The organism is Marinomonas pollencensis, assembly GCF_003387375.1.
Classification (GTDB): domain Bacteria; phylum Pseudomonadota; class Gammaproteobacteria; order Pseudomonadales; family Marinomonadaceae; genus Marinomonas; species Marinomonas pollencensis.
On sequence record NZ_QUNG01000001.1, the window covers coordinates 509,557 to 523,751 of the forward strand.

Genomic DNA, 14,195 nt, shown 5'->3' on the forward strand with positions numbered 1-14,195 from the left:
ACGTTTCTAATTATTATGATGTATTAACCGTTTTTATTTACAAACCTTCTGCTTTTGCTTGCTCCCAATATTGATCCAATTCTTCAAGGGAACAATCTGTTATTTCTTTATTTTGAGACAATAGCAAGCTTTCAATTCGAGCAAAGCGTCGACGAAATTTTACATTGGTTCGATTCAAAGCCACATCTGGGGAAACCTTAAGATGGCGTGCTAAGTTGCTCATCGCAAACAATACATCGCCCATTTCTGCTTCAATATGATCTTTTTCTAAATCCTGAATAGCCGCCTCTAATTCGTCTAGCTCTTCTCGAATTTTGGCAAATACTGGTCCACTGTCTTGCCAATCAAAGCCCACTTTTGAGGCTTTTTTTTGCAATTTGGCCGCTTGCATTAGGGCCGGCATAGAAACCGGCACCTCGTCCAACAAACTGCCGACCTGTTGCCCTGCTTTTTCTTCGGCCTTAATTGCTTGCCACTGGGCTGATAAGTCTGCTGTCGTATTACTTGCACCCTGCCCAAAGCTCGTTAACCGGCCATCAGGAAAGACATGAGGGTGCCGACGGAGCATTTTCTCAACAATCCCCGACACCACATCATTAAAATCAAAATGACCGTCTTCTTTACCGATCTGTGCATAGAACACGATTTGGAACAGCAAATCACCAAGCTCTTCTTTTAAATGCTGATGATCTTCTCGCTCAATAGCATCGAGTACTTCATAGGTTTCTTCTAATGTAAAAGCCGCAATGGTTTTGTTGGTCTGCTGCTGATCCCAAGGGCAACCATGCTGCTTATCCCTAAGACAGGCCATCAAAGTTAGTAGCTGATTAATTACGTCACTCAAAAGTCTTTTTCTCTGAATACATTCAATACATTAGGCAACTGATCAATACGATGCAGCAATTTGCTCAATACGCCTAACTCTCCCACTTCAATGGTAAATCGTATGGTCGCGGTGTGACTATCTTGGGCAGACAAGGTATTCATCGACAATAAATTCACCTTCTCATTTGCCAACAAGCTAGTGATGTCATTCAGCAACCCTGTGCGATCATAAGCTTCAACCTGTATATTGACCGGGTACAGGTTATCCACCTCTTCACCCCAGTTCACTTCCACCATACGCTCTGGCTCATCCAAACTCATTTGCACTACATTAATGCAGTCCTCTTTATGAATAGAAACACCTCGGCCCTGGGTGATGTAACCAACAATGCTATCGCCGGGAATCGGAGAGCAGCATTTTGCCATCTGCGTTAATAACTTACCGACACCCAATATGTGTACATCATTGTCTGAGGATTTATGACGACTCTTTTTAAGACGAATTGGTCGTACGGTAGGCGTGTTACCATCCAAGCCATATAAATCATCAATCGCATGCAGCACACGCGATAACTGAATATCACCCGCTCCCAACGCGACATAAATATCTTCAGCATTCGAGAAATTAAATTTCGCAGATACTTTTAGTAAATCGACCTTACTGTCTTCCACCCCTAAGCGCTTCAGCTGTTTATCCAGTAAGCTTTTACCCGCTTCTAAATTTTTCTCGCGGTCTTCTTTTCTAAACCAATTTTGGATTTTTGCACGGGCCCGATTGGTTCGCACATAGCCAAATGTAGGGTGCAGCCAGTCGCGGCTAGGCACTCCCTCTTTGGAGGTTAAGATCTCAACCTTGTCACCCGTTTTCAAATGCGTCACAAGGGAAATAATCTTACCGTTCACTTTCGCACCACGACAGCGATGGCCGATCTCGGTATGAACCCGATAAGCAAAGTCAATCGGGGTCGAATTCACCGGTAGATCAACCACATGACCGTCTGGCGTAAAGACATAGATACGGTCTTGCTCAATGTCACTGCGCACTTGCTCAGAAAGAGATTCCAAATTACCTTGCACTTCATGGAAGTCCAAAATAGTACGCAGCCACTGTAACTTTTCTTCGTAGCTGGTACTGTTCGAACTAAGGTCTGTGCCTTTGTATTTCCAGTGTGCACACACCCCAAGCTCGGCATCTTCATGCATTTTATGAGTCCGGATTTGTATTTCGAGTGCGCGCCCTTGTGGCCCAATCACCGCCGTATGCAGCGACTGATAACCATTGGTTTTAGGATTGCTAATATAATCATCAAATTCTTGTGGAATGGGGCGCCAAAGGTTATGCACCACCCCTAAAACGCCATAACACTCCATTGTTTCATCGACTAAGATACGCACTGCACGCACATCATAGACTTCGTCAAAGCCAATATTTTTACGCTTCATTTTGCGCCAAATACTGTAAATGTGTTTAGCACGCCCCATTAGATCCGCATGAATATTAATATTTTCCAAACGCTCTCTAAGAACATTGATAACATCATCAATATACTGCTGACGATCTAATCGTTTTTCATCTAGCCAAGTTGCAATTCGCTTGTAATCTGAGGGATAAAGGTAACGGAAAGAAAGGTCTTCTAACTCCCATTTTATGTGGCCAATACCAAGTCGGTGAGCAAGCGGTGCGTATACACTTTGCACTTCTAGGGCAACCGCGACGCGCCTTGCCTCATCTTGGTGCTTAGCTTCTTTTATCGCGCAGGCGCGTTCCGCCAGTTTAATCAGCACCACACGCACATCATCAATGATGGAAACCAGCATCTTACGCAAAGATTCTAATTGGTTCTCACTGCTGCCTAATACTTCTGCTGCGGTATCCGCGGTGAGATTTTTAGAAACCTCACCCATACGAATAACCCCTTCAATCAAGGAGGCAACTTTACGCCCAAACATGTCGACAACACGAGACAGTGGCAACTGATCTTCGCGCACAGCTCGGTATAAAGCCGCGGCTAACAACGAATCTTGATCCGCACGAAAACCAGATAAAATCTCAACCATTTCAAGGCCGGCACGGAAGGTACTCGCTTGCGGTCCCCAATAGGAATGTCGTGGTGATTGAAGCTCTGCCTGACGTGCCAGTTCACAAGCCATGCGTAACGGCACTCTAGCGCCTTCATCTACTTTATCAGCAAATTGCTCCATCCAACGGTCTATATCAACCGTACCATCCCCTAAAATCGGGTGGTCTTTTCTGACTGTTACCATTTACTTGCCCTTCAATTTACTTCTTTTTTGCAGCAACATCATGGTCTCAACATGGGAAGTTTGTGGAAACATATCCATCAAACTCACCCGTAAGACCTGATATCCTTTTGCGACTAAATACTCGGCATCCCGTGCCAAAGTAGAAGCGTTGCAAGAAACATACAATATTTGTTCTGGTTTAATCTTTATAATGCTATCAAGGAACTCTAAAGCGCCAGCCCGAGGTGGGTCAAGCAACACTTTTGTCACACCCATTTTGACCAAGTCAGTCGAAACCGGTCGCGTTAAGTCTGCCGCCAAGAAGGTCACCTTGTCCAGTTGATTTCGTTGAGCATTTTTCTTGCCAGCTTCAACCATCGTTTCTTGAACTTCGATACCTAACACCTGCTTCGCCCGTTTCGCCAACGGTAATGAGAAATTTCCAACGCCACAAAACAGATCCAGAACAACATCATTTTCATGCGGTGCCAGCCACTCCATCGCTTGGCTAACCATCTTTCTATTTAAGGCTTCATTGACTTGTATAAAGTCTTGCGGATGATAATGAAAAGTCAGCCCATCTAACTCATAGCGTCTTAGAGACTCATCAGCTACAGGTGCCTTCGCTTCATTCGATTGCTGCCAATACAGCATGACACCGAGATCATTTGCCCAAGACTGCCACTCATTTCTAAGCGGGTCTGTGATAGATGCCGTTAAGCGAAATAATACCGAGCAACCTTGGCTATCTTCCAGTAACTCCAAATGACCTATTTTACTGGCTAAGGAGCTCTGTGCTAACTTATCTGACAGGGCTGAGTAAATCGCCTGAAGAGGCTTAGTAAGAACCAGGCATTGGTCTATCTGAATGATGTCTTTAGAGGCTTTTCCTCTAAACCCAATCAACAACTTGCCCTTTTGAGAGTGAACTGAGATACGCGCTCGGCGTCGATAATAAAGAGGTTGATCCGTTAGCATTTCCAGATCAAGATCGGCAGCAACATTGCGCAGCTGGCCTTGAAGCCATTGCTGTTTTGCTTCCAATTGCTGTGGTGCCGCTAGGTGTTGAAAACTACAGCCGCCGCACTGAGCAAAATGAACACACTCAGGCACAACTCGATGAGGGCTGGCTTCACTCACGTGAATTAACCGAGCTTCATCGAAACGTCGTCCTGTTTTGAAGACTTGAGCTTCAACAACCTCCCCAGGTAATGCACCATCAATAAAAGTGACTTTCCCTGATAGACGCGCGACCCCTTTTGCTTCGTGGGTCAAGCCATCAATTTGATAGCGTTGAACTGGGCCAAGTGGTTGTGCTTTTGGGGAACGGCGTGGCGCCTTTCTTGTTCTCAATGGTGACTCTCTAATTAAGCAGGGATCGATAAATTGCGCTATTCTAACGCATCTGCTTATTGATCCCTACTATTTATCACCTCACCACCAACAGCAAATTATGCTGGGTTAAACACGCCTGTCGAAAGGTAACGGTCACCACGGTCACACACGATGGCAACAATAACGGCATTATTAACGACTTTTGACAATTCCAAAGCCGCATAGACAGAGCCACCAGAAGAAACACCACAAAACACGCCTTCCTCTGTGGCTAAGCGACGCATGGTCACTTCCGCGTCTTCCTGACTGACATCCATGACTTTATCCACTCGTGTTTCATCAAAAATTGCGGGCAAGTAAGCCTTTGGCCAACGTCGTATTCCTGGAATACTGGCACCCTCTGTTGGCTGTAAGCCAACAATTTCAATCGCTGGATTTTGCTCTTTCAAATAATGAGACACACCCATAATAGTTCCAGTGGTCCCCATCGAGCTGACAAAATGCGTCACGCTACCTTGTGTTTGTTGCCAAATTTCAGGCCCTGTACTCACATAATGAGCATTCGGATTATCTTGGTTACCAAACTGATTTAACACCTTACCAAGACCTTGATCCTGCATTTCCATTGCTAAATCACGAGCACGCTCAATGCCTTCTTCTTTGGTGACTAGATGCAAGATGGCGCCATAAGCCGTCATTGCTGACTTACGCTCTTGGCTCATATTGTCTGGCATAATAAGGTGCATTTTATAACCTTTGATCGCCGCAGCCATCGCCAAAGCAATGCCAGTATTGCCACTGGTCGCTTCAATCAAGCTGTCACCTGGCTGGATATCACCACGACGTTCCGCTTGCACTATCATATTCAAAGCAGGTCGATCTTTTACTGAGCCAGCAGGATTCTGCCCTTCTAGCTTCAATAGCACAGTGTTACTTGCGTTTGGATTAATACGCTGCAAGCGTACTAAAGGCGTTTGACCTATAATGGACTCTATTGTTGGGTATTGGCTCATAAAAACTTCATTGACATTAATAACGTGGGGAATGAAACTTAACATTTCAATATATTTAAAAACACTCTTACTGAAGAGTAAAATAAGAAAGCGTTATAAACTTAGCCAAGAATTCACATTTGGAGCAAAAATATGCGCAGTTGTCTGTATGCAACCACATTAATTTCGCTATTGTTAGTCGCTGGCTGCGATATGTTTGCCGGGCCTTCTGCCGACATCCCTGATCGTGAACTCAGAAGCAAATGGCGCGAATGCAAACAAATTAAAAACCCTTCTCGCACTAAAGTGTTAGCCTGTGAAAACTATGAGCGCGAATGTGACCGTCGTAAAAACAAAGGCAACCTAGTGTGTTACTAAAGAAAACCTGCCATGCGAGTTAACATAAAGCGGCTCCCTCTTTCATTCAGCTTATCGCCAAGTCTCAAGCTTTTTTGGACCTTGTTCGCGCCAATTTTTACGCTGTCTCTGTTTTTCTGCATCTTTATTTTCATTTATCGCATACACGATTTAACCGCCCAGCTGGAAAACAAAGCCAAAAACATCACTCATCAGTTAGCGATCACTAGCGAATATGCTATATCAACCTCGAACGAGCAATTGATTTCACAACTTTTAGAACATGCACTGAGTTATGGCAATATCAATAACATCACGGTTTTCAATCAAAACAAGGAAGTGTCTTCTGAGATCGGACCAGCGGCCCACTTACCCACGCCCCCATTAACCGAGCAGACTTATAGCCAAAAATCCAATAGCTACCTAGTCACTACACAAGCTATTTACCTTAACTCACCACCGATTAACGACTTAGGCAACCAACCTGGCACCTTTAACAACAAACTCCAGCCCCGTATTATTGGCTGGGTAAAAGTAGAAACCAACATATCTCAACTTAACATCGCGCAATACCAACTTTTCTTTTTACTGCTATTTTTATTCACTGTTTTTAACGCTCTGTGCGCCTACCTTGTTTCACGAGTCACGACGGCACTTATTCAACCAAGTGAAAAGCTATCTATAGCACTTCGAAAACTAACCAAAGGGCAATATTCAGCGGCTAAGTCCATCAAACTACCCGCACAATACTCAGAAACCCAAAAAGACCTATTCGAACTCGCTGAGCGGCTTGAAAACCACAAAAAAGAACTGATGGCAGGCATTGAGCAATCTACAGAAGACATGCGTAGAAACATGGACAGCATGGAAGAAAAAAGTGCACAACTCTTCATCGCAAACAAAGAAGCAATGGAATCAAACCGCCTTAAATCTCAGTTTCTTGCTAACATTAGTCACGAGGTAAGAACCCCACTCAACGCTATTTTAGGCTACACAAAAATCCTTCAAAAAAACGTCAAGGACAACCAAAACAAACTCTATGTCGACACCATAGAGCAAGCGACTAATAGCCTATTGGCAATTATCGGCGACATTTTAGATTTCTCAAAAATAGAGGCAGGAAAACTCAGCCTAGACTATAGCCCAATCAACATAAGAGAACTGGTTGATGAGGTATACCAAACCCTAAGTGCCAACCTACTAACAGACGACAAGCAAATCGACCTAGTAACAGATTTTTCTCCCGACGTACCGAGCATCATGATTGGTGATAGCATTCGCATTCGCCAAGTACTGACAAACTTAATCAGTAATGCCCTTAAGTTCACCAATAAAGGAGCAATCACCACAAAAGTGATGCTCTCAGATAAGAGCGCAGACCAGCTCACACTTGCTTTTCGTGTCATCGACACGGGAATTGGTATTGCTGAAGATAAAATCAACCAATTGTTTAAGCCCTTTTCACAAGTGGATACCAGCACCACTCGAAAATTTGGCGGCACTGGCTTAGGTTTGGTGATTACTAAAAAGCTCGTGGAGCAAATGGGCGGAACAATTAAGATCAGCAGCACGCCAAAAATAGGCTCCACTTTCCACTTCAGTCTACAACTTAAACCCTCTAACAAACCTCAGCCAAAACCAGAAAAACTGGACAAAGTCGTCGTGTTTTTAGAGCCTAGCAATACTTATCGTCATTACCTTAAAAATTACTTTAGTGAAATTGGCGCCACAGGAATCGCCTGCTCTGGCGTTGAACAGGTCATCTCAAAACTTAACCAACAGCACGCCAAAATTGATGCCATTCTAGTTAACCTAATTCCGAACAAACAAAATGCCATGGATGCTATGGAACTGGCCACCTATGCGAGCACACAATTCAACATCCCTTGCATTTTAATGATTCAACCACCAGGCCAAATAAATCACTACCCTGAACTGAAATCGATCTGCAGCAACATCCTGCTTAAGCCTATCAGCCACAAGCATTTGTTTAATACACTGCAACATATTCAACCCCCTAACACCTTGCCAGCCATCGAGCAGACTTCCCATAATGAGCCCCCTGCGCCAGCCATTTCCAGTAAGCTTACTGGGTTAAAAATTCTGGCGGTCGATGACACCCAAATAAACTTACAACTTTTAAGCCATTGGCTTACCCCCCATGGACTGGAGATTTTTCTAGCCCGTAGCGGCCAAAAAGCAATAGACATGGCAAAAGAGCAGCAGTTTGACTTAATTCTTATGGATATACAGATGCCTGAAATGGATGGTTTAGAGACCACCCAACATCTGCGCAGTTTAGCAACCTACAAAGACACTCCCATTGTCGCGCTAACAGCACACGCTCTTGGCTCAGAGCAAGACAGAATATTAGCCTCCGGCATGAACGCCTATCTATCAAAACCGGTCGACGAACAGATTTTAATCAACACCATAGAAAAATGGTGCTTAAGAAAAGAAAGTGCGCAACAGCACATCAACACCCAAGTAACAAACGCCTTTGACCTCAGTAAAGCGCTGTCTATCGTTAACCAAAAAAGCGATATCGCCAAAGAGATGTTTGACATGCTGGCGGACTCTCTAAGCGATGAGAAAAAGCTTTTAAAACACCACTTTGAGCTCCAAGACACAGAAAAACTGATTCATGTTGTACACCGCATACATGGGGCCTCCAAGTACACGGGAACAATCGAATTGACTCGCCACGCAGGCTTTTTGGAAACTCACCTGAAAGAGTTTGGCATGGAAGATGTTGAAGGGGTTTTAAACGACTTTCTAGAAAGCATCGATATGCTTCTGGAGGTTAGGAGCTTTATTCCTTGGCCTCAAGAATAACAAACGCCTGCGCGTACGCTTTTTCATCCGTTAAGCTTAAATGCCATGTTACTGGCGAGGTAAAACGCGATGCTATTTCAGCACTCACCACTAAAATCGGTTGGCCGGTAGGTAAATTTTCCACTTGGAAATGCTGAAAACTGACCCCACGCCCAATCCCTGTACCCAAGGCTTTTACTGCGGCTTCTTTGGCTGCAAAACGTTTTGCCACAAACGCATCCCGTTTTAGTGGGTTCGATATCAGCGCCCATTGCTGCTTTTCATCTTGGGTTAAAATACGATCAATAAAACGCTCACCCAATTTAGCAACGGAGTCAGAAACACGAGCAATGTCGACTAAATCCGTTCCAATTCCAATAATCAAAATCACTTACCTACTGTCAATTTAAAACCATGATGGGCGCACCAGATAGCAATCTACGCTCATCTCCCCCAAGATCACACCAGGGCTCGAAAAATAGGCACACCATGCAAGCGTTCGCCTTGATAAGTCTGCTTAGGCAACAAGCGCCTAGCGCTGATTGACCTGCCATTAAGCAATCCGTCCAACCAAGAACGATGCAGCTCTTTAGCCAAACTTAAAACCTGCTTATTGGTCCAAGCGCCAGCATGATAATCCAATGCAAGCTGCCCTTCCACATACAGCAAGGGCAACTGTTTCGGCTTTTCTCCATGATATGGCCTTAAACCAAATTTGTGATGAAATTGATAAAGCTGCTTATGCTGCAAGGACTCACCACGACTCGTCGTTGCCATATTTATGGTAACCCCTAACTCAGCAAACAACCCGACTTCAAAGCGTCTTAAAATTGGCGCGACAGGAACACCAGCATGCAAACTACTGATCAGCCATTGATAAAGCTCATAAACCACGGGCAAAGGCAAATTAAGTGGCAGCAGCCTTTCTATTATTTCATGAATGTATAGACCGGCATAAAGCGGCATACCTTCTAAGTAAAAACCAGCCTGTACGGACTCCATACTTTTAATGGTTTTTAATTCGCCACGACCACTGCACTCAACTTCAAAGCATAAAAAAGGCCCAGGTATAACCCGAGCCTCTTTTTTAGGTAAGCGCCATACTCCTCGTATTAAACCTTGTTCGAAGCTAAGCAAATCCACTAGGATTTTGCCATCTTGAAAAGGACGAGTATGAATAACATACGCAGTCACGCGCATTCTGTTTACCCTTTGATAAGCAAATTATTCTTCTTGGTAGCCCAAGCTGGCAAGGGCACGCTCGTCATCAGACCAACCAGAACGCACTTTAATCCACAAATTCAGCATAACTTTGTGCTGGAATAAGTTTTCCATATCAATACGTGCTTCTTTACCAATCAGTTTGATTTTTTCGCCACGCTCACCAATGATGATGCGTTTTTGACCATTACGCTCAACCAAGATCAAGGCGCTAATATGAATCGCCGATTCCTCAAACACAAACTCTTCAATCTGTACCGCGACTTCGTACGGCACTTCTTGACCTAATTGTCGAGTGATCTTCTCACGAACAATCTCAGCTGCCAAAAAACGCGAGCTACGGTTGGTAATTTGATCTTCTGGGTAAAAGGCTGTCCCCTCAGGAATATAGCCTTCCACCAAGTGTTCAAGACGATCTAGATTTTTATTACGCAACGCTGAAATGGGTACTATCTGAGAGAAGTTCATGCGCTCAGACAAGTTCGCAAGACGCGGTAAGATATCGTCTTTATTTTCAATCTGATCGACTTTATTCGCCACTAGAACCACAGGACAACGAGCGTATTTTACTTTTTCTAAAACCGACTCATCTTCTTCCGTCCAGCGATTGGCGTCGACCACAAAAAGGATCACATCAACATCTTTTAATGCCGCTGAGGCTGTTTTGTTCATAAAGCGGTTAATCGCTTTTGTTTCGCCCAAATGGAGCCCAGGTGTATCCACATAGATAGCTTGGATATGACCTTCAGTTTTAACCCCTAGAATCTGATCTCGAGTTGTCTGCGGCTTACGCGAGGTAATCGACAGTTTCTGACCCAAAATATGATTCAGTAAAGTCGACTTACCAACATTCGGACGACCAACAATCGCCACATAGCCGCAATGAGTAATTTCTAGCTCAGACATTATTTCTTTTCCAGTTGTTTGAGGGCTTTAGCGGCCGCGTTTTGCTCAGCAATTCTACGGCTATTGCCTCTGCCTTCAATGGGCTCATCACTTAGTTCTATCTGACAATGAACAAAAAAGGTTTGATCATGGGGTTCACCGACGATTTTTACCACCTCGTACTGTGGCAAGCCATGCTTTCTTGCCTGCAAGAATTCCTGCAAGCGCGTTTTCGCATCCTTAGTGACAATTTTCAGTGAAGTCGCATCAAGGCGATCTTTATACCAAGCCAGTATGTGTTCACGACAAACGTCCATACCCGCATCTAAATACATACCACCAATGATCCCTTCTACGGCATCCGCAAGTATCGAATCGCGACGAAAACCACCACTCTTCAATTCACCTGCGCCCAACTTAAGAAAGTCACCCAATTGAAACTCACGAGCCAACTCTGCCAAAGTGTCACCTTTTACCAAAGACGCTCTAAGACGACTTAACTCGCCCTCTTTCGCCTTTGGGAAACGATGAAATAAATCTTCAGCAATGACATAGTTTAAAATCGAGTCGCCTAGAAACTCTAGGCGCTCGTTATTTTTACCCGCAAAACTACGGTGCGTTAGCGCCAGCTCAAGCAGTCCAAGGTCAGCAAAAAAATACCCTATACGCTGACACAACTTCTGATACAGTGAACTCAAAATTTCTCCAAAAATACTTATTCAATCAAACCATTATTTTTAAAACTTGGGATACTCAAAAACGAATTCCAATGCAGCCAAACGTAAAACGCTCGACCTTTTAGGTTCGCTTCCGGCACAAAGCCCCACTCTCGACTGTCCGCACTGTTATCACGGTTATCACCCATCACAAAGTAATGACCCTTAGGGACAATCCAGTCACCATCTGGCGCACCACGATGGTAAGAATTATAAGTTTCGTGCTCCACTCCACCTAGATCTTCCTGATACACCCGCACCGGCTCTTGATTTGGGTTCAGGGATATAGGCAGTTCAGCCAAAAACGATTTGCTCACCACCTCACCATTCACCATCAAGGTTTTATTGTGGTAACTAATAACATCACCTGGCAGACCAACTAAACGCTTAATATAGTTTAGACTAGGATCTCGTGGGTATTTAAATACCACCACATCGCCACGCTTAGGTTCCGTTGTTTCAATAATTTTAGTATTTAAAACCGGCAATCGAATGCCATAATCAAATTTATTAACCAAAATAAAATCGCCAATTTTTAACGTTGGCAACATAGACCCTGATGGAATTTGGAACGGTTCAACCACAAAAGAGCGCAAAAAGAAGATGACAGTGATGATGACAAAATAGGACTTCACCTCCGCCACATATTTTGGTGTGCTCGCCAATAGTGGCAAATCGCTCTTTTTCAACGCTGAACGTGCTTCTTCAGGCATGTCTGCCAAAATAGCTTTACGCTTAGGCGCAAAAACAATTCGGTCATACAACCAAAAACCACCTGTCACAAAAAAAGCGATGGTTAGTATTAATTCGAAATCAAGACCCATACATCTGTCTCCATAAGGGCATGAATCATCATGCCTGCTCTAGTGTCACGACAATTAGCTATCGATTTTTAACGCAGCAAGGAAAGCAGATTGTGGCACTTCAACATTACCTACCTGTTTCATTCGCTTTTTACCTTCCTTTTGTTTCTGTAATAGCTTTTTCTTACGACTCACGTCACCGCCGTAACATTTGGCAATTACGTTTTTACGTAACGCTTTTACCGTAGTACGAGAAATAACTTTTGCACCCACCGCACCCTGAATAGCAACATCAAACATTTGACGAGGAATCAATTCTTTCATCTTTTCACACAAAGCACGCCCTTTATACTGAACGTTATCCTTGTGCATAATCAACGCCAAAGCATCCACTCGCTCGCCATTAATAAGAACATCTAAACGCACCAATGGGGCTGGACTGAAGTGAGAAAAGCTGTAATCCAAGGAAGCAAATCCACGACTGCAAGACTTCAATTTATCAAAGAAATCTAAGACCACTTCATTCATTGGTAGTTCGTAGCGTAATTGCACTTGCTTACCAACATAAAGCATGTCTTTTTGAATACCGCGTTTTTCCACACAAAGGGTAATCACGTTGCCTAAATACTCTTGAGGAACCAAAATATTGGCTTCAACAATAGGCTCTCTCATTTCTTTAATGTTGCCTGGGTCTGGCATTTTAGATGGGCTATCAACATTAATAACATCGCCGTTATTAAGTTCCACCTCAAACACCACCGTTGGCGCGGTAGTAATGAGATCTAAGTCATATTCACGCTCTAAACGCTCTTGAATGATTTCCATATGCAACATGCCAAGGAAACCACAACGGAAACCAAAGCCCAGTGCATCAGAACTTTCTGGCTCAAAGAACAAAGACGCATCGTTTAGTGTCAATTTGTCCAACGCCACACGGAAGTCCTCATAGTCATCAGAACTTACAGGGAACAAACCGGCATAAACCTGAGGCTTTACCTTTTGAAAGCCTTCAAGTTGAGGCACATCAGGCGTACTAGAATGCGTAATGGTGTCACCCACAGGTGCACCATGTATGTCTTTAATACCCGCGACAACATAGCCTACTTCACCAGCTTTTAAGATGCCGGTTTCTTTGCGTTTAGGGGTAAAAATACCTGCCATATCCACAGGATGAACCTGTTTTGTGGATTTAATGAAAATCTTATCTTTTTTACGCAAGGTTCCTTGCTTGATACGCACCAAGGATACAACGCCTAGGTAGTTATCAAACCATGAATCGATAATCAGAGCCTGTAATGGCGCATCCACATCCCCTTCTGGAGGCGGAACCGTGGCAACAAGGCGCTCTAAAACATCTTCCACACCCATGCCAGTTTTTGCAGAACACGTTACCGAATCCATTGCATCGATACCGATAATCTCTTCGATTTCAGCACAAACGCGTTCAGGTTCAGCCTGTGGCAGGTCAATCTTATTTAAGACTGGCATTACCTCAAGGCCTTGCTCGATTGCGGTATAACAGTTAGCTACCGATTGAGCTTCCACGCCTTGAGCGGCATCCACCACCAGCAATGCACCTTCACAAGCAGCAAGCGAGCGGGATACTTCATAAGAGAAATCAACGTGCCCTGGAGTATCGATAAAGTTAAGCTGATAAGTCTGTCCATCTTTGGCATGGTAATCCAAGGTCACACTCTGGGCCTTGATAGTGATGCCACGCTCTCGTTCAATATCCATTGAATCAAGAACTTGAGCCGACATTTCACGCGCACTCAAGCCTTCACAATTCTGAATGAAGCGGTCTGCTAACGTCGATTTACCGTGGTCGATATGGGCGATGATCGAAAAATTTCGTATGTGCTTAAGATTATTTGAAGACACTATTTACTCACACTTTAAAAGCGATATTTGTTTGAATAACGGTTAATACATCATATGCGCTATCGATGATTGCTCAATAGTGCAGGCCTTATGCATGATTTACACAGCCATTTTGCCACTGC

The 14,195-nt window shown here is 44.0% G+C and carries 12 protein-coding genes; 2 read left to right on the forward strand and 10 right to left on the reverse strand.

Going from position 1 to position 14,195, the window contains the following annotated elements:
• Positions 1-37: 37 nt before the first annotated feature.
• The 4 genes from mazG to cysM all read right to left on the reverse strand — a co-directional run bounded on the left by mazG (position 38) and on the right by cysM (position 5,417).
• Positions 38-844, reverse strand: coding sequence for a nucleoside triphosphate pyrophosphohydrolase (gene mazG / locus DFP81_RS02350; protein WP_115896144.1), 807 nt, complete (start codon positions 842-844; stop codon positions 38-40).
• Complete coding sequence (relA, locus tag DFP81_RS02355; protein ID WP_115896145.1) at positions 841-3,090, reverse strand: GTP diphosphokinase; 2,250 nt, start codon at positions 3,088-3,090, stop codon at positions 841-843. Before relA ends, mazG begins: the two co-directional genes overlap by 4 nt.
• On the reverse strand, positions 3,091-4,422 hold the full coding sequence (gene rlmD / locus DFP81_RS02360; RefSeq protein WP_115896146.1) for a 23S rRNA (uracil(1939)-C(5))-methyltransferase RlmD: 1,332 nt from the start codon (positions 4,420-4,422) through the stop codon (positions 3,091-3,093).
• A gap of 98 nt (positions 4,423-4,520) precedes the next feature.
• Complete coding sequence (cysM, locus tag DFP81_RS02365; RefSeq protein ID WP_115896271.1) at positions 4,521-5,417, reverse strand: cysteine synthase CysM; 897 nt, start codon at positions 5,415-5,417, stop codon at positions 4,521-4,523.
• 132 nt (positions 5,418-5,549) lie between these two features.
• On the opposite strand from cysM, the gene DFP81_RS02370 reads away from it, so the two are divergent.
• Positions 5,550-5,774, forward strand: a complete 225-nt coding sequence (locus DFP81_RS02370; RefSeq protein ID WP_115896147.1) for a hypothetical protein — start codon at positions 5,550-5,552, stop codon at positions 5,772-5,774.
• A gap of 12 nt (positions 5,775-5,786) precedes the next feature.
• The gene (locus DFP81_RS02375) at positions 5,787-8,588 is read left to right on the forward strand and encodes an ATP-binding protein (RefSeq protein ID WP_115896148.1); all 2,802 of its coding nucleotides are present in this window, start codon (positions 5,787-5,789) and stop codon (positions 8,586-8,588) included.
• On the opposite strand, the gene acpS is transcribed toward DFP81_RS02375, so the two are convergent.
• The 6 genes from acpS to lepA all read right to left on the reverse strand — a co-directional run bounded on the left by acpS (position 8,566) and on the right by lepA (position 14,073).
• Positions 8,566-8,952, reverse strand: coding sequence for a holo-ACP synthase (acpS, locus tag DFP81_RS02380; protein ID WP_115896149.1), 387 nt, complete (start codon positions 8,950-8,952; stop codon positions 8,566-8,568). The genes DFP81_RS02375 and acpS overlap by 23 nt on opposite strands.
• A 74-nt stretch (positions 8,953-9,026) precedes the next feature.
• Positions 9,027-9,767: a DNA repair protein RecO gene (recO, locus tag DFP81_RS02385; RefSeq protein WP_115896150.1), complete on the reverse strand. Its 741-nt coding sequence runs from the start codon at positions 9,765-9,767 to the stop codon at positions 9,027-9,029.
• Between the two features lie 24 nt (positions 9,768-9,791).
• On the reverse strand, positions 9,792-10,694 hold the full coding sequence (gene era / locus DFP81_RS02390; protein ID WP_115896151.1) for a GTPase Era: 903 nt from the start codon (positions 10,692-10,694) through the stop codon (positions 9,792-9,794).
• A complete protein-coding gene (rnc, locus tag DFP81_RS02395) occupies positions 10,694-11,371 on the reverse strand; it encodes a ribonuclease III (protein WP_115896152.1) in 678 nt (225 codons plus the stop codon). Before rnc ends, era begins: the two co-directional genes overlap by 1 nt.
• 17 nt (positions 11,372-11,388) lie before the next feature.
• Positions 11,389-12,213: a signal peptidase I gene (gene lepB, locus DFP81_RS02400; RefSeq protein ID WP_115896153.1), complete on the reverse strand. Its 825-nt coding sequence runs from the start codon at positions 12,211-12,213 to the stop codon at positions 11,389-11,391.
• Between the two features lie 54 nt (positions 12,214-12,267).
• A complete protein-coding gene (lepA, locus tag DFP81_RS02405; RefSeq protein WP_115896154.1) occupies positions 12,268-14,073 on the reverse strand; it encodes a translation elongation factor 4 in 1,806 nt (601 codons plus the stop codon).
• Positions 14,074-14,195 lie beyond the last annotated feature (122 nt).

What these genes read in the sequence shown, in the direction of transcription:
- DFP81_RS02375 (WP_115896148.1), top strand. Translation starts at nt 5,787, where the DNA reads ATGCGAGTTAACATAAAGCGGCTCCCTCTTTCATTCAGCTTATCGCCA.
- era (WP_115896151.1), bottom strand. Translation starts at nt 10,694, where the DNA reads ATGTCTGAGCTAGAAATTACTCATTGCGGCTATGTGGCGATTGTTGGT.
- recO (WP_115896150.1), bottom strand. Translation starts at nt 9,767, where the DNA reads ATGCGCGTGACTGCGTATGTTATTCATACTCGTCCTTTTCAAGATGGC.
- relA (WP_115896145.1), bottom strand. Translation starts at nt 3,090, where the DNA reads ATGGTAACAGTCAGAAAAGACCACCCGATTTTAGGGGATGGTACGGTT.
- cysM (WP_115896271.1), bottom strand. Translation starts at nt 5,417, where the DNA reads ATGAGCCAATACCCAACAATAGAGTCCATTATAGGTCAAACGCCTTTA.
- DFP81_RS02370 (WP_115896147.1), top strand. Translation starts at nt 5,550, where the DNA reads ATGCGCAGTTGTCTGTATGCAACCACATTAATTTCGCTATTGTTAGTC.
- lepB (WP_115896153.1), bottom strand. Translation starts at nt 12,213, where the DNA reads ATGGGTCTTGATTTCGAATTAATACTAACCATCGCTTTTTTTGTGACA.